Raw genomic sequence first — 15,947 nt, forward strand, 5'->3', positions numbered from 1 at the left:
AAATAAAAAGGGCGGAGCGGGCGTGAAGCCCCCTCCGCCCTCGAGTCCAGCGGTGAATCTTTTATAGCGTACGCGCGACTTCGGTCACTTCGAAGATCTCGAACTGGTCACCTTCGACCATGTCGTTGTAGTTCTTCAGCGAGATACCGCACTCGAAGCCTTGACGCACTTCCTTCGCGTCGTCCTTGAAGCGCTTGAGCGAATCGATTTCGCCAGTGTGAACGACCACGTTGTTGCGCAGCACGCGAACCATGGAGTTCCGCTTGACGACGCCGTCGGTGACCATACAACCTGCGATCGCGCCGATCTTCGGTACACGAATGATTTGACGAACTTCCATCATACCGGTGACCACTTCGCGCTTCTCCGGCGCCAGCATGCCCGACATGGCCGCCTTAACTTCATCTACAGCGTCATAGATGATGTTGTAGTAGCGAATGTCGATACCGTTCGACTCCGCCACCTTACGCGCCTGAGCATCGGCCCGCGTGTTGAAGCCGATGATGACCGCCTTCGATGCCGTCGCCAAATTGACGTCCGACTCGCTGATCGCGCCGACCGCGCTGTGCACGATCTGCACGCGCACTTCGTTGGTCGACAGCTTGACCAGCGACTGCACCAGCGCTTCCTGCGAACCTTGCACGTCGGCCTTGACGATCAACGGCAGGTTCTGCACGTTGCCTTCCGTCATGGACTCGAGCATGTTTTCGAGCTTCGCTGCCTGCTGCTTCGCGAGCTTGACGTCGCGGAACTTGCCTTGACGGAACAGGGCGATTTCACGCGCCTTGCGTTCGTCCGGCAGGACCATGACTTCTTCGCCTGCGCCCGGCACTTCCGACAAACCTTGAATCTCGACCGGAATCGACGGACCTGCCGACTTGATCGGCTTGCCGGTTTCGTCGAGCATGGCCCGGACGCGGCCAAAAGCCGAACCCGCCAGCACGATGTCACCGCGATTCAATGTACCCGACGTCACCAGGATGGTCGCAACCGGACCCTTACCCTTGTCGAGCTTCGCTTCAATCACGAGACCCTTGGCAGGTGCATCGACCGGCGCCTTCAGTTCCATGACTTCGGCTTGCAGCAAAAGATTTTCCAGCAAGCTTTCGATGCCAACACCGGTTTTCGCCGACACTTCGATGAACGGCGAATCACCACCGTATTCTTCCGGCACGACGCCTTCAGCAACCAGTTCCTGCTTCACGCGCTCAGGAGCCGCACCCGGCTTGTCGATCTTGTTGATCGCCACGACGATAGGCACGCCACCCGCCTTCGCGTGAGCGATGGCTTCCTTCGTTTGCGGCATCACGCCGTCGTCCGCTGCAACCACCAAAATCACGATGTCCGTTGCCTTTGCACCGCGAGCACGCATGGCCGTGAAGGCCTCGTGACCCGGCGTGTCCAGGAACGTAATCACGCCGCGAGGCGTTTCCACGTGATAAGCGCCAATGTGTTGCGTAATCCCGCCCGCTTCACCAGAAGCCACCTTCGCGCGGCGAATGTAATCAAGCAGCGAAGTCTTGCCGTGGTCGACGTGACCCATGACCGTGACCACCGGCGGACGCGGCAGGCGTTCGCCCACTTCTTCCGTCGTTTCGCCTTCGACCAGCATGGCTTCCGGATCGTCCAGCTTGGCCGCAACCGCGCTGTGACCCAGTTCTTCGACGACAATCATCGCCGTTTCCTGGTCCAGCACCTGGTTGATCGTGACCATCTGGCCCAGCTTCATCATCACCTTGATGACTTCCGAAGCCTTCACCGACATCTTGTGCGCCAGGTCCGCCACCGACACGGTTTCCGGCACATGCACTTCCCGCACCACCGGTTCCGTCGGCGCCTGGAAGTTCGTCTGATCCTGATGCTTGCCACGACCCTTCGGGCCGCCGCGCCAGCCGCGATCCACACCACCGCTGGTGTCGCCACGCGTCTTGATACCGCGGCGCTTGGCTGCATCGTCCTGCCAGCTGCTCTTGCCACCGGCCTTCTTCTTGTCCGGTCCCAACGACGGCGTGGTCGCCGCCGGTGCGCCTGCAGCCGGCTTCTTCGCGACTGCCGGACGTGCCGGAGCCGAACCTTCCGGCCGTGCTGGCTTGTGCAGCGTGCCCTTGGCTTCCGCAGCCTTCGCGCCTTCCGCCACCTTGGCGGCGGCAGCCGCAGCCGCGGCAGCAGCCACGACGGCAGGCGCCGGCTCAGGCGGTTTCGCCTGTTGAGCCTTACGCGGTGTGTTCATCATTTCGCGAATAGCACGCGCTTCGGCTTCAGCCGCTGCCCGGCGTTTCGCGATCTGGTCGTGCTCGGCACGCGCCTTTTCGGTCGCGGCACGCGCGGCGTCTTCCGCCTTCTTCGCAGCTTCGCGTTGAGCGGCACGCTCTGCAGCCGCCTTCTCGTCGACTTGCGGTGCGGCAACTTCGGCCTTCACCGGTTCGCTAGCGACTTGTTCCGCCTTCGATTCCGTACGGGATTCCTGACGCGCTGTAGACGCAGCACGCGAGATTTCCGCGGCTTCCGCCTGAGCGGCAGCACGTCTCGCCTCTTCTTCCTCGGCACGGCGACGTTCGGCTTCAGCAGCCGCTTCACGCGCGACCCGCTCAGCCTCTTCGCGCTCGAAGCGTTCCTGGCGTTCCTTCAACTCCAGCGCTTCTTTCTCGAGCAATTCGGCAGCGTGACGCGCCTCTTCGTCGCGACGCTGCAATTCGGCTTCGTCGACTTCGTCTTCTTCGACGTGGTTCGCACCTTCAACGACCTGTTCAACACCGCTCTGATCGCGCTGCACGAACACGCGCTTCTTGCGGACCTCGACCTGAATGGTGCGAGCTTTACCCGTAGAGTCGGACTGTTTGATTTCCGACGTATGCCGGCGGGTCAAAGTGATCTTGCGTTTGTCAGCATCGGCGGAACCGTGCGACTTGCGCAAGTGTTCGAGCAGGCGCGACTTGTCCGTCTCGGACAAATCGTCATCCTCGCTCGCTTTCGTGACGCCAGCCGCCTGCAACTGCTCGAGCAGGACGCCCGCAGGCATTTTGAGTTCCGCGGCAAATTGGGCTACGTTGTTACTCGCCATTCATTCCTCTTGATGCAAGGACAAATTCCCTGCTGTTTGATCGGGGTCATGCGGCCTAACGGCCGCGATATGTCAGTGCGCCATGGTCATTTCTCACTGGAACCAGTGTTCACGTGCTTTCATGATCAACGCCTTAGCGGCATCCTCTTCAATACTGGTCATCTCGACCAGTTCATCCACAGCCAGCTCGGCGAGCTCGTCGCGCGTCCGGATCTGGTGTTCTTCAAGCTTCGCGTACAACTCATCGGTCATACCTTCGAGACTCTTCAAGTCGAGCGCCACGCCCTCGACCTTTTCTTCATTCGCGATCGCCTGCGTCAGAAGCGCGTCACGGGAGCGGTTACGCAACTCGTGAACGGTGTCTTCGTCGAAGGCTTCGATTTCGAGCATTTCGTTGAGCGGCACATACGCGATCTCTTCGAGGCTGGTAAAGCCTTCGTCGATAAGAATGTCGGCCACTTCTTCGTCAACGTCGAGTCGCGCCATGAACAGGCTGCGTAACGTGCCACGCTCTTCGTTCTGCTTCAGCGCGGACTCGTCCGGCGTCATGATGTTGATTTGCCAGCCGGTCAATTCGCTGGCAAGACGCACGTTCTGGCCGCTGCGGCCAATGGCAACCGCGAGTTCGTTCTCGTCAACAACGACGTCCATCGAATGTTTCTCTTCATCGACGACGATCGACTGTACGGCAGCCGGCGCGAGCGCGCCGATCACGAACTGTGCGGGGTCCTCTGACCATAGCACGATGTCGACGTTCTCGCCACCGAGCTCATTTCTCACCGCCTGGACCCGCGAGCCGCGAATCCCGACGCAGGTACCAATAGGGTCGATGCGCTTGTCGTAAGCAATCACCCCGATTTTCGCACGCACGCCAGGATCGCGCGCGGCCGCCTTGATTTCGAGCAAGCCCTGCTCGATTTCCGGCACTTCCATTTCAAACAGCTTCATCAGGAACTCGGGCGCCGTGCGCGAGAGTTCGATCTGCGGACCACGTGCCGTACGGTCAACCTTCGCAATGTAGGCGCGAACACGGTCGCCGACCCGCAGGTTTTCCTTCGGAATCAGCTGGTCGCGGCGCAGCAGCGCTTCCACACGACCCGATTCGACGATGAAATTACCCTTGTCCAGACGCTTCACCGCGCCGGTCATGATCTTTTCGCCGCGCTCCAGGAAATCGTTCAGGATCTGCTCGCGCTCAGCGTCGCGAACCTTCTGAAGAATCACCTGTTTGGCGGCTTGCGCACCAATCCGGCCGAACTCGATGGACGGAATGGGTTGCTCGATGTATTCATCGATTTGCGCGTCGGGCTTTTCTTCCTTCGCTTCGAACAGCAGGATTTCCTGGTCGGGTTCCTGCAGGCCGGCTTCGTCCGGCACCACTTTCCAGCGACGGAAGGTTTCGTGCTCGCCGCTTTCGCGGTCGATTGCCACGCGGATATCCACGTCTTCCTCGAACAGCTTCTTCGTTGCCGAAGCAAGCGCTGCTTCGAGCGCTGCGTACACCACGTCCTTGTTGACGTTCTTCTCGCGCGCCAGCGCATCCGCCAGCATCAAAACTTCGCGACTCATTGTTTGCGGCTCCTAAAGTCAACTTTGGGGACGAGACGTGCTTTATCGAGGTCTGCGAGCGTGAAATCGAGCATCGCAGCGCCGCCGTCCTTCCCTTCGAATTCCAAACCGATCGACTCGCCGTCCGGGGCATGCAGAATGCCACGGTACGACTTGCGCCCGTCCAGCGGCTTCTTCAATGTGATAGTGACTTCGCTGCCTGCGAAGCGTTCGAAATCCGCCAATTTCTTGAGCGGACGATCGAGACCCGGCGACCCGACTTCGAGCCGTGAGTAATCGATATTCTCCACTTCGAACAGATACTGAAGCTGACGTGTGACTTTCTCACAGTCTTCAATCGCGATGCCGGCGGGCTGGTCGATGGAAATACGCAGCAAACCGCCCCCCGCGCGCTCGATATCGACAAGTTCGTAGCCCAGGCCCGAGACCGTGGTTTCGATGATTTCCGTCAGTTGCACAGTGAAAGACTCCAAGATGTTCGCGCGCTCCACGCCGAACACCTGCGGACCGCGCCTTGAGCTGGCGCACTTTCGTAGCCCCAAGATGCTGAACCGAACGGCCAAAAAAAAATGGGCGCAACGCCCATCCTTCTGTACCGAGATCACATCCGGGCGGCGAAACAAAACACCATGCCCAGCGACTTCGTGATTTTAGCCATTTTTCGGGATAAACGCAACCAATGCGCCCTGTATATAGCCATTTGGCGGCCATTTACAAGGCAAATCGAAGGCATTCATCACGCTTTTGTCGGACTTTCCCGAGGCTAAAGTCATCGTGCTGAATTTGATGGACGACTGAGCGAGCGCGCGATCCGATTGTCCGCATGCCTACCCGCCTGTCCGAACCGTGTGCCGCCCCCCCCGAACACACGAGTGTCCGGTCGGGCGCGACACCCGGCTCTTAGCGTCCGCGCGTCCGGTTGCGCGGTGCCGGGCGAGCGCCGCCGCGGCCTGCGCCGCCCGCGTTACCGCCATTACCTTGCGCGCCAGCGCCAGCCGGACCTTGACGACCACCTTGGCCGGGGCGCTTGCCCCCGCTTGCCGAGCGTCCGCCTGCGCCATTGCCACTACCCATGGCAGGCGAACCGGGCGGACGACTGCCACGCGGACCGCCAGCGGAGCCGCCTGGACGCGGGATCGCGCGGTTGCCATTCGCTTCGCCGCCCGCACGATTGCCGTTTGCTTCCCGGCCGCCGCCATTGCCGCCACGCGCGCCGTAACCGCTGCTGCCGCCGTTGCCTGCATAACCGCCACCGGAACTGGAACCCCCACCGAAACCGCCGGGGGCGCCGCGCCGGCCACCCTGCCCGCCGGGGCCGCCGCGTGCAGGCGTCGTCTGGGCGAATCGGCCATGCGAACTGAGCACTGGCTCACGCGTGATGATGCCCATCGACGTTTGCAGCGGATCGGGCTGAATGCGCGGTGCAGCACTGCGCGCGCCCCGCTCTTCGGCCGGCGCCTTCAGTCCAACCGATGCCAGGAGACCACGCACTTCGTTGTCTTCGAGTTCTTCCCAACGGCCACGCTTGAGGCCCTTGGGCAACGCGATCGGGCCGTGCCGGGTACGGATCAGCCGGCTCACCATCAGGCCGGCCGCTTCGAACATGCGGCGCACTTCGCGGTTCCGGCCTTCAGCCAGGGCCACGTGATACCAATGATTCGTGCCTTCACCGCCGCCATCGCGGATACGAAGGAAATTCGCCGGGCCGTCTTCCAGCTCCACGCCGTGCAACAACTTCTGACGCATGCCTTCCGACAATTCACCCACCACCCGCACCGCGTATTCACGCTCGACGCTGTAACGCGGATGCATGAACCGGTTGGCCAAGTCGCCCGATGTAGTCAGCAGCAGCAACCCTTCAGTGTTGAAGTCGAGCCGTCCGACCGCAAGCCATTTGGCCGTTTTCATTGGCGGGAGGTTGTCGAAGACCGAAGGACGGCCTTCCGGATCGGCGTGACTGACGATCTCGCCCGTCGGCTTGTGATACAGCAGGATGCGCGGCGGTTTGCTCGCGAGCTTGCGCTTCACCGGCTTGCCGTTGATACGGACCTGGTCGGTCGGCATGATGCGCTGGCCGATATGCGCCGGCTCACCATTCACCGATACACGGCCGGCCACGATCAACTCTTCCATGTCGCGACGCGAACCCATGCCTGCCTCGGCGAGCACCTTGTGCAGCTTCGGCGTGTCGTCGTCCGCTTCGAGCACCCGTTTTTGCGGGGCGCTGCGGCCACGACGCAACATGGGAGCGCGCACGCCGCCCGAGGTGTTGTCGGCGTCAAATGCCGGCGATGTCACATACGCAAAAACGTCGTCCTCGGACCCTGCTGCTGCAGTTGCTGTCGCCGGCATTGCCGGTGTTGCCGCGTCATCGCGGCGGCCGCGCTTTTGAGCTTGTCCGGGTTGCTGAGCCTGCCGCGCCGGGCGACGGCCGCCTTCACGCGGCGCCTGGCCTTCGCGAGCACCTTCAGCCGAACCTTCACGCGGAACGCGGGGCTTGCGTGCGCCGTCTGCGCTGTTGCGCGGCCCACGTGAGCCCGCATCCTTGCGCGGCATGCGCACCTGCGCCGCGGCCACGCCATCCGGGGGTGTCTCAGCAATCTCGCCAGCCGGCGCCGCTGACGGCGCACCGTCGCCCTTCGTCTTGGCGACGGCGCGACGGCGGGCGATCAGGCTGCGAGGCCCGCGCCGCAAGCCGCGACGCGGACGGTCTTCGCCCTCGGCGGGTTCGTCGTTGCGTGTGCGTTCGCCTGCATCGGCCTGGCCATGTGCTTCATCGGCACGAACGGGGCGCTCGGATTCGGGCGAATCGCTGTCGTGGGAATGTGTCAAAACAACCTCAATTGTGTCGGGTCGCGCGCCCGTCGCAGGCGCGTCAAAAAATCCGGCCGATGGTGAATAGCAGCCGAATGAAGGTTCGGGCAAACAGGCCTCAGGCGCGGCGCGCAGTCTGGTCGTCCGGTGCGTTGAATTCGTCGGTTTCGTTTGATTCGTCCGGCGCATTCGATGCGTCGAATAGCTTCGATGCATCCGGTGTATTCGCGTTGTCAGCGCCATCGGATTCATCTGCGGCGTGCGGTGATGCGTGTCGCGCAGCGTCGCTTGTCAATGCGCCGGCATCCGGCGCCACCTCGCGACGGTTGACCGCGTCGCCGGGCATTGCTTGTACTTGGTCCCGCTTGATACCCGCAACCATTTCGAGCGGTTTCGAGCCGGTCAGGGACACCGCTTGCTGCGGCTCGAATTGCGCCGGTGCGTTTGTTTGCGCATCGGCGTTCTCCTCTTTCACAGGCTCGTCAGCGTCGGCCTGTGAAGGCAAAAACTGCCCACCTTCCGGGTGGACTGCTTCGGCCGCCACGGGTTCCTGCGAATGCAGCGAGTGGGTTGCCTCATGAGTTGCCGCGCTCGACAGCGCATCCGGCATATCTGACGTATGTGGCCCGGAAACGTGAATAACCGCTCCCTGCTCTAGATCCGGCTCTTTTTCAGCGATAACGGTCGTGGTGTCGGCCACGTCAGCGTCGGACGAAAGCGCAGATGACAGCGATGCATCCGCGCTCAATGCGTCCGGCGACAACGCCGGCTCACCCTTCGATTCCAGCCCTTGCACCAGCGCGGCGCCGATTGTGGCGGCGTCGTCGCCGGGGAAATCGATCGCATGCTGCGCGAGCAACGACGCTTCCAGTTGCGCCGACGGGTTGTCGAGTGCGGGCAGTTCATCCAGCGCGCTCAAGCCCAGGTCATCCAGGAACTGCTTGGTAGTGGCGTAGAGCGCTGGCCGGCCCGGCACGTCGCGATGACCGATTACCTCGATCCAGCCGCGGTCTTCCAGTTGCTTCACGACCTGCGTGTTCACCGTGACACCGCGAATCTCTTCGATGTCGCCACGTGTCACAGGCTGCCGGTAGCCAATGATCGCGAGCGTTTCAAGTACGGCTCGCGAATACTTGGGCGGCTTTTCCGGGTGTAGCCGATCGAGATAGGCCCGCATTGCAGGTTTGCTCTGAAACCGCCATCCGGACGCCAGCGCCACGAGTTCCACGCCGCGTCCCGACCAATCCTGCTTCAGGACGTCGAGCAAGGTGCGAACCGTGTCTGCCGATATATCGTCGGCGAAAAGCTTGCGCAACTCGGCGAGTTTCAGCGGCTCCTGCGCGCAGATCAAGGCAGTCTCGAGGACGATCTTCGCCTCTTGGGTATTCATGCAGCTAGATAGGACCCTGTATGGTCTATGAACCGGTCAAGTCAGGCCGAATCGAATGACGCCGACTACTCGAACCATTCGCAACGCTCAGACTGGAAAACCGTGGACGAGGATACTGACGACGCGCTCGCCCGATTTCTGATCGGTCATATTGATTGGGAGCACGCACCGGGGGGAGGCAAAACACGGGATCAGATCCTGATCGCCGAACTTCTCCCAGCCGGACGAAGTAGCGCTTTCCAAGGCGGAAGCACGTGACTGGACGCATATTACGCAAAAACAAACGGTGCGTAAAGGTGAAACATTCGGTCGCCGCCAGACTCACGTCTGGCGGGCCTCCAGCGGCTCTCTAAAGCCGAAACCCTGGAACCCTGACCCTGTTTAGCTCGCCCCTTGCTCCCGGCAGCCTGCAGCCCCAAGCCGCGCTTACCCGCTCACCCCGCCGGGTGTGCTTCCATGAATGCTCGCAGACGTGCGACCCCAGCGTCCAGGCGGGCGGTATCGCACGCGTAGCACCAGCGCACAAACCCCTCTCCTTCGGGACCGAACGCGCTGCCAGGCGCAAGTCCGAGCGCGCTCTCGCGCACGAGCGCCTTGCACAGCTCTAGGCTGCGGTCCGCGCCCGGCAACCTGAAGAACAAGTACATGGAACCGGCTGGCGCCCGCACATCGATACCCGGAATCCGCTGCAATGCCGTCACGAGGTAGTCGCGGCTGGCGCGCAGTCCGGCGACCAGCGCTTGCGTAAATTGCTCGCCGTCTTTCACCGCAGCGATCCCGGCCATCTGGACAAACGAGGGTGCGCAAGACGTGTTGTACTCGACCAGCTTGCCGAGATCCTCCATCACGCGCTCGGGCGCCACGATCCAGCCGAGCCGCCAACCCGTCATCAACCAGGCCTTCGAGAACGAATTCACTGCTATTACCCGTTCGTCACGACTCGCCAGATCGAGGAACGAAGGAGCGACCGTGGCGTCATCGCCGTAATAGAGGCGCTCGTAGACTTCGTCGGCGACCAGCCAGATGCCGAGCTGCCGGCACCGCTCAAGCACCGCCTGCTGCTGCTCACGTGTCATGACCCAGCCGGTGGGATTGTTCGGCGAGTTGATCATCAACATGCGCGTGCCGGGGGTGAGAGCGGCGAGCAGTCGGTCGAGATCGAGCGTCCAGCCATTCGCGCCATAGGTCAACGCTACCGTTTCCACGGTAGCGCCGAGAATCTTGGGAATTTCGACGAGATTCGGCCACAGCGGCGTGACCGCCACCACGCGGTCGCCCGCGCCTGCGACCAGCTGCGTCGCCAGCATCAGCGCGTTGACGCCAGCACTTGTCACGGCAATTTCAGTTGGCCGGGTGGCGCCATGCAGCTTGCCGACATAGCCAGCAAGCGCTTCGCGCAGCGGCGCGATGCCCAGGTTGTGCGTGTAGAAGGTTGCGCCGTCGGCAAGCGCGCGGCTGGCGGCGTCGCGGATAAACTGCGGCGTGACCTGATCTGACTCACCGAACCAGAACGGCAGCACGTCCGGCACACCGAAACCCGCATTGGCGACCTCACGGATCTGCGATGGGCGCAGCGCACGGACGGCGTCACGTGCATTCGGCGCACGTTCGCGTTCTGCCTGCACGCTCTGCGCACCTGCCGGTGCACGTGCCAACGAACCAAGTTCCGAGGTAACCGCCCCTTCTGACTCACTCATTGCCGCCTCCGCCGATGGAAAGCGAAAGTCTAACGCGACGCCCTCCAAAAAGCGCTGTACGGCGCGCGCGTTAGCCATCAGGCCAGTTCTCGCGTCCTTTCGCGGGCGTGGCGAGGCGTGCAATCACGCAAAACTGCTGCGATGGAGCGAGAACAGCACGCGCACTTGGCGGCCAGCGCGATCAAGCAATCGGCTAAGCCAGTTCTTCAACGCGTTTCGGCAATCCGGCGACCAGCCCCCACACCGACTCGGCGGCTGGCGACAGCGACCGGTCGCGCCGCCGCACCAGTTCGACGGTTCGCTCGACCCGCGGCACCAACGGCAACGCGATCAGCGACGAGTTCGCCGGCAACGGCAACGCCAGCCAAGGCAGCACGCTTATGCCGACACCCGCCTCCACCAGTCCGAATACCGTAGCGGAATGACCCAGCTCCTGCACCACGTCGGCATTAACGTGATGTTCACGCAGCACGGCATCAATAATCGGACGGCTTCCGGAAGCGTGGTCCAGCATGACCAGACGTTCGCCAGATAACGCTGCCCACTTTACTTCCTGCGCCGCCGCAAGCGGATGATCCCGCCTCGCGACCGCGCAAAACGAGTCGGTCATCACGACTTCCCCGTGCAGGTCGTCATTGGCGTACGGACCGATCGCCACACCAAAATCGACTTCGCCAGATTTGACCTTGCGAATCACGTCGCTCTGGAGGTCGTCACGCAAACCCAGTGAAATCAATGGAAATTCCCGGACACAGGCCGAAATGACGAGCGGCATCAGACGGCACGCCACGGTCGGACTGGCCGCGACGATTACTCGTCCACGCCGCTGCTGGCCAAGATCCCGGATCTCGCGGAGCGCTTCATCGAGGTCCGACAGCAGCCGTGACACGCTCCCCACGAGATTCGCGCCGACATCAGTGAGTTGCACCTCGCGAGTGGTCCGGTCGACCAGCTTCAGCCCGATTTCCCCCTCGAGTTCACGCACGCACCGGCTCACCGCCGACTGCGTCAGGCCGATTTCGTCACCCGCCCGGCTAAAGCTTTGCAGCTTGGCGACTTCAATAAACACGCGCAGCTGACGCAGCGTCACATTGAGCGCTCGACTCATACCTTCCTCGCATCAATTCATCTCATAGATGCAAATTGTAGATCAAGGGTCGGCCAAGAAAACGGTTTCATCCGGCGCGCTGCGGTGCAGCAAAAATGCATTCACGCACGCCAGATGGGCTTATTGCACTTGATTGGTGATTGTCCCGATTTCATTAACTGCACTTATAGCGTCTCATACTGCCCATGCTGGCATCGCGCCAGCCTACTGCCGCGAGGCTTTCCGACCGATCGATACAGGCATGGCACGGTTCTCGCATTTAATTGCGCAGAGGTCGGCGCCATTGCAGTTTTAAACGCAAATCGTCCGTCGCAATGTCTGCTCCGACCTTACCTGGGTTCGATCTTCGAATTCCGACCAGAGTGCGCGGCGCGGGGCAGCGCACCGGGGTTAGCTTCGCTGAGGTGAAAGATGATGTTCGACGATTTAAGAGATAACGAGTGGGCGCTGGTAGAGGCCTTGTTTTGCGCTGAACCGGCACGCAGCGAACGGCGCGGTCGTCCGCGCGTGGAAGCACGCGCTGTCGTCAATGCCGTGTTGTGGGTCCTGTCCACGGGCGAAGGCTGGTCGAAGTTGCCGGGTCGCTACCCGTCGCCGCCGACATGCCGTCGACGGTTCGACGAATGGCAAGCGGACGGTACGCTCGCCGAAATCGTGAAACGGCTGGGCAATAATGGTCGTGAGGTGTCGTTGCGGGGCCGGATTGGTTCCACCGCTGCGAAACCGCCCGCACCGCCGAGCCGCGACCGTCTGCGTGGCGCATTCTGGACAAATCCGGAATCGTGGCGCGCGCCGGTCAAGATGGCGTGACATCCTGGCACAACGCGGTAAGCGGCACGTTCGGGCTGGTTGGCCGATCGCTGCCGACCCACGCTGTGCAACCACCGCTGTACAGCTGATGCCTGTATGGCTGATGCTTTACTGCTGAATTAACGCGAAGCACCCGCGCGCAGGTTTCCTGCGTTTTACTCCGGCTCCCACCCGATGTATCTCGAGTGATGAGTCGTCGGTTTGCGCTCGCAGACCGTTTAGTTAGTCAAAAATCTGCCGGCACGCGCTCGCCTTTCGTTGATCGGAAGGGAGCGCATGGCGTTCATTGCCTCCACGCACTTTGACGTTGCGGTCGCTCGAACATGCGCCTCGCGACGGCTTGTTGCGCCCAGTCAGGAAACCCGCGAAACAACTCTTTACCAATATTTACAACATCCTTTCGTGCGCTGGCATAGCTTATAAGGCTGGCTAGCGGACCAATACCGGTCCGAAGGGGAGTTTTCATCATGAAACCAATGTCACTGCTAGTCTGCGGCATTGTGCTTTCATCGCTGGGTGCGGCGATTACGGTGCACGCGGAATCGTCATCGGGCAGCTTCGCGCTGCGCGCGAATACGCAAGCCGATCCGCAGGACTGGAGGAAGGAACCGGTGCGTGACAACAACATGACCGAAACGGCCCCGCGCGGGGATTTGAGAGGCGATATCGCGAGCAACGCACGAGCACGGACGGAACCCGATCGCGGAGGTCGCCCGCGTAAGCACTGAGAGGAGCGCCGAGGTGCGTAACCATGGTACGTAAGCGAGGTGCGTAAGTCGCCGGACGAACGCATAGACGCGCCGGAATACAGCGCATTCAACCCATATTCAGTCATCGAGGCTCCTTTCGGGAACCCTTTCTGATCGTGCCAGTCGGACGTTATGCCATGAGCACAGCGTGGCAGTAGTAAATCCGGTAAGCCCGTATCCTCGTGATACGGGCTTTTTTTGTCGGAGTTTTGCTGCTGTCCTGAGTGTGCTACTTTCGCAGCCTCACTCATTTGACGCAGAAACTGGGCTACAGCGGCCGCAACCGTTTGCCCGACGCTGGGGCACTCGAAGCGCAACGCCGCTTCAGTGCGAAGTATGAAAGGCTTTAAGCGCGCGCTTCGGCCAGCGGTTCCTGAATGACGGCCGGAGAATAAGGTGCGGCGCGGTGCAGATCCCAGTCCATCGAGCGTTCGTCGCGTGCGAGACGGGAGAATTCAAGTTTGCCCCGCTCGGTCACTACCGCAATGTCCACAGGAGCGTGAAAACCAGGAGCGGGTGCTACGGTGCGTTGCCGGACCAGTTCCAGCAGGCCCAAGTCGCGTAGATGGCTGAAAACGTTTGGGCGTCTTGCCCACGGAACTTGACGATACTGAGCTCGCCGGAGCGCTTCGAGTACGGCTTCGTTTGAATACGTGGTCATCTCGTTATGTCTTCCAGTGCAGCCGTGACGGCGCCACATGGCAGTAACTGACTGCCAGCGGCACCGACTAAACGCGGCACGCCCCGAAACCAGTCAGAATGCCGACTTCGCGGCCCCTGACCGGAACTCGCAGCCGCCGCTTGCGCTAGGTGCTGCTTATTTCTGCTTACCGCTACTTATAATTCCGAGCGCCCGTTAAACGCGCACTACACAACGCGTTCCGCAGTTCCGGCGATGCATTTTTACGAATGCGATGACCACGAAGCGGATTATCTCGAAAACCTATACGTTACCTCAAACCAAATTGGTTCTTATAACTTTATTGCTGCTTTTCTTTGCACTGTTTGCAGTTTGGCGACAACGCCGGCGTGCGGTCGCGCTTGTTTGCGTCGTGCTGTTCTGGGCGCTGGGCGCGGGTTGGCTTTCGGCTCCCCTGCTTCACCTTGCGCAGCGCGGGTTCGAGGAAAAATCGACGCCGCAGGACGTGCATTTCGCATCGCGAACGACTTTTATTCTGCTGGGTGGCGGCACGCGTTATGACCGTGACAAAAACCTGATTCCGAAACGTGATGCGTTCACGCGTATTGTTGTCACAGCCGAGCTGTATCGTGAGTGCCGGCGCGCGGGCGGCGCTTGCCGTGTCATCGTAAGCGGGGGCAATCCGCAGCATCATGAACAAGCTGAAGCCGACAACTACGCACCCTTCCTGCTCGCTCGCGGCGTCAGCGCCAGCGACCTTGTGCTCGAAAACGAAAGCGTCAATACTTACCAGAACGCTCGCAATGTCGCGAGCATCGTGCAGCCGGAACGCGACGAAACCCTGGTGCTGATTACGTCTGCTTATCACATGCAACGGTCATTGCTTGCGTTCAGTGCTTTTGGCCTCGACACGCAAGCGTTCGTCAGCAATGTGCGGCAATCCAAGGCTACATTTTTCCCCCGCTCGTGCGGTTTTATCGATGCTGAAACTGCCCTGCATGAACTGGTCGGCATCGCACGTTTTCGTGTGTACCGAAGCGTGGGACTGTATTGAATTGGCTTGGTGATACTAATCGTGTGTCAAGATCGTTATCCATCTCGAAATTTCAGTACTAGAAACCAATCCGCTTCGCCGGTATTATCGCCGGCTCAGTCAATCGACTGGCCGGGCTGATGCTCTGTTAGAGTCGAACCGCAGTGTCATTGCTCAAATGTGACGGCACTGTAACTACATGTAACGATTCGCGAGCAGGATCGGTATTTGCTACGCAACGTGTAATGTCTCGCAATCGGGACAGGCCAACCCGGGTTCAACAAGTCTATGGAGGTAACAATGAAGAAAATGTCCCTGGCAGTCTTGTTTTCCCTGAGCGCAATGACCAGCGCAGCGTTCGCGCAATCCGATCAGGGCGTCACGATGAGTACGGATCCGGCCAAAATCTCGGATATCGAACAGCGCGCGCAGGACCTGCAGGCACGCCAGTCGAACATGCAGACCGAAATGCCGATGCACAAGAGCATGGAGCATCATCACAAGAAGTCGGGCATGAAGCATTCGAAAAGCACGGCCGAATAAGCGATAGGGCTTATGCCTCGCAACGGCCCGCAAACGTTAGCCGTTTGGCAATTATTCAGCAACCGTTCTGCTAACCCTTCAGCGAGCCGTTCGCCTAAAAAAGCCGGATACGACGCACGAGGCGTTGTATCCGGCTTTTGTTCGTTAGCGACGACTTCTGACAACGATGCCTTCACCGGCGCGGCGTATGCTACATTCCGCGTCGATAAATTGAATAGCACTTGTGTGCGGAGGATCGTATGAGCAACATCCAGCTGGACATTGAATGGACCGAAGCAGCATCACGCAAAATTGAAAAGCTGATGCCGCGTAACGCAAAGGACAAGGACGCGTATCTCGCACTGCCGCCCGTGGAATGCCTGCCCATGGAAGGCGACGTGCTGTTTCTCGGCCCGGATGGCAAACAACAGCCGTTTATCGTGGCTGAGCGTCAATACCATCACGATGGCGACGCCGACTGGACCATCATCCTGATCCTCGACGTACCGCACGAGACTCATTAAGGGCTGATGGAGTAAGGGCCGCTGATGGAT

The 15,947-nt window shown here is 60.8% G+C and carries 12 protein-coding genes and 1 pseudogene; 5 read left to right on the forward strand and 8 right to left on the reverse strand.

All coding sequences use genetic code 11. From position 1 onward, the window contains the following. Positions 1-61: 61 nt before the first annotated feature. The 7 genes from infB to SBC1_RS10310 form a co-directional block, all read right to left on the reverse strand. A complete protein-coding gene (gene infB / locus SBC1_RS10280; protein ID WP_165987592.1) occupies positions 62-3,061 on the reverse strand; it encodes a translation initiation factor IF-2 in 3,000 nt (999 codons plus the stop codon). Positions 3,062-3,154: 93 nt separating this feature from the next. Continuing rightward, on the reverse strand, positions 3,155-4,630 hold the full coding sequence (nusA, locus tag SBC1_RS10285) for a transcription termination factor NusA (RefSeq protein ID WP_165091798.1): 1,476 nt from the start codon (positions 4,628-4,630) through the stop codon (positions 3,155-3,157). Continuing rightward, positions 4,627-5,088 (reverse strand): ribosome maturation factor RimP, encoded by a 462-nt coding sequence (rimP, locus tag SBC1_RS10290; protein ID WP_047898052.1) that lies wholly within the window; start codon positions 5,086-5,088, stop codon positions 4,627-4,629. Before rimP ends, nusA begins: the two co-directional genes overlap by 4 nt. 442 nt (positions 5,089-5,530) lie before the next feature. Next, entirely contained in the window at positions 5,531-7,462 is a 1,932-nt protein-coding gene (rluB, locus tag SBC1_RS10295) for a 23S rRNA pseudouridine(2605) synthase RluB (RefSeq protein ID WP_165091801.1), read from the reverse strand. Positions 7,463-7,562: 100 nt separating this feature from the next. Beyond that, positions 7,563-8,834 carry an SMC-Scp complex subunit ScpB gene (gene scpB, locus SBC1_RS39785; RefSeq protein WP_241201923.1) on the reverse strand — a complete coding sequence of 424 codons (1,272 nt, stop codon included), beginning with the start codon at positions 8,832-8,834 and terminating at the stop codon, positions 7,563-7,565. A 434-nt stretch (positions 8,835-9,268) separates the two neighbouring features. Then, complete coding sequence (locus SBC1_RS10305; protein WP_165091804.1) at positions 9,269-10,531, reverse strand: pyridoxal phosphate-dependent aminotransferase; 1,263 nt, start codon at positions 10,529-10,531, stop codon at positions 9,269-9,271. A gap of 193 nt (positions 10,532-10,724) precedes the next feature. After that, positions 10,725-11,639, reverse strand: a complete 915-nt coding sequence (locus tag SBC1_RS10310) for a LysR family transcriptional regulator (RefSeq protein ID WP_165091806.1) — start codon at positions 11,637-11,639, stop codon at positions 10,725-10,727. 411 nt (positions 11,640-12,050) lie between these two features. Here SBC1_RS10310 and SBC1_RS10315 point away from each other — a divergent pair. Continuing rightward, positions 12,051-12,446 (forward strand): annotated as a pseudogene (locus SBC1_RS10315) (transposase); the annotation flags it as partial. A gap of 470 nt (positions 12,447-12,916) precedes the next feature. Continuing rightward, positions 12,917-13,177, forward strand: a complete 261-nt coding sequence (locus SBC1_RS10320; protein ID WP_165091808.1) for a hypothetical protein — start codon at positions 12,917-12,919, stop codon at positions 13,175-13,177. A gap of 367 nt (positions 13,178-13,544) precedes the next feature. On the opposite strand, the gene SBC1_RS10325 is transcribed toward SBC1_RS10320, so the two are convergent. After that, complete coding sequence (locus SBC1_RS10325; RefSeq protein ID WP_062087073.1) at positions 13,545-13,859, reverse strand: hypothetical protein; 315 nt, start codon at positions 13,857-13,859, stop codon at positions 13,545-13,547. A gap of 304 nt (positions 13,860-14,163) precedes the next feature. Between SBC1_RS10325 and SBC1_RS10330 the strand changes: the two genes are divergently transcribed. From SBC1_RS10330 to SBC1_RS10340, 3 genes are all read left to right on the forward strand, one after another. Beyond that, positions 14,164-14,892, forward strand: coding sequence for a YdcF family protein (locus tag SBC1_RS10330; protein ID WP_241201924.1), 729 nt, complete (start codon positions 14,164-14,166; stop codon positions 14,890-14,892). Positions 14,893-15,171: 279 nt separating this feature from the next. Further along, positions 15,172-15,414 carry a hypothetical protein gene (locus SBC1_RS10335; RefSeq protein WP_165091813.1) on the forward strand — a complete coding sequence of 81 codons (243 nt, stop codon included), beginning with the start codon at positions 15,172-15,174 and terminating at the stop codon, positions 15,412-15,414. A 239-nt stretch (positions 15,415-15,653) separates the two neighbouring features. Then, on the forward strand, positions 15,654-15,917 hold the full coding sequence (locus SBC1_RS10340) for a hypothetical protein (RefSeq protein ID WP_031358965.1): 264 nt from the start codon (positions 15,654-15,656) through the stop codon (positions 15,915-15,917). Positions 15,918-15,947: the final 30 nt, after the last annotated feature.

The sequence above is a fragment of the Caballeronia sp. SBC1 genome (assembly GCF_011493005.1).
Classification (GTDB): Bacteria; Pseudomonadota; Gammaproteobacteria; order Burkholderiales; family Burkholderiaceae; genus Caballeronia.

Coding starts and splice junctions, on each gene's coding strand:
- infB (WP_165987592.1), bottom strand. CDS start 3,061: ATGGCGAGTAACAACGTAGCCCAATTTGCCGCGGAACTCAAAATGCCT.
- nusA (WP_165091798.1), bottom strand. CDS start 4,630: ATGAGTCGCGAAGTTTTGATGCTGGCGGATGCGCTGGCGCGCGAGAAG.
- scpB (WP_241201923.1), bottom strand. CDS start 8,834: ATGAATACCCAAGAGGCGAAGATCGTCCTCGAGACTGCCTTGATCTGC.
- SBC1_RS10305 (WP_165091804.1), bottom strand. CDS start 10,531: ATGAGTGAGTCAGAAGGGGCGGTTACCTCGGAACTTGGTTCGTTGGCA.
- SBC1_RS10310 (WP_165091806.1), bottom strand. CDS start 11,639: ATGAGTCGAGCGCTCAATGTGACGCTGCGTCAGCTGCGCGTGTTTATT.
- SBC1_RS10320 (WP_165091808.1), top strand. CDS start 12,917: ATGAAACCAATGTCACTGCTAGTCTGCGGCATTGTGCTTTCATCGCTG.
- SBC1_RS10325 (WP_062087073.1), bottom strand. CDS start 13,859: ATGACCACGTATTCAAACGAAGCCGTACTCGAAGCGCTCCGGCGAGCT.
- SBC1_RS10335 (WP_165091813.1), top strand. CDS start 15,172: ATGAAGAAAATGTCCCTGGCAGTCTTGTTTTCCCTGAGCGCAATGACC.
- SBC1_RS10340 (WP_031358965.1), top strand. CDS start 15,654: ATGAGCAACATCCAGCTGGACATTGAATGGACCGAAGCAGCATCACGC.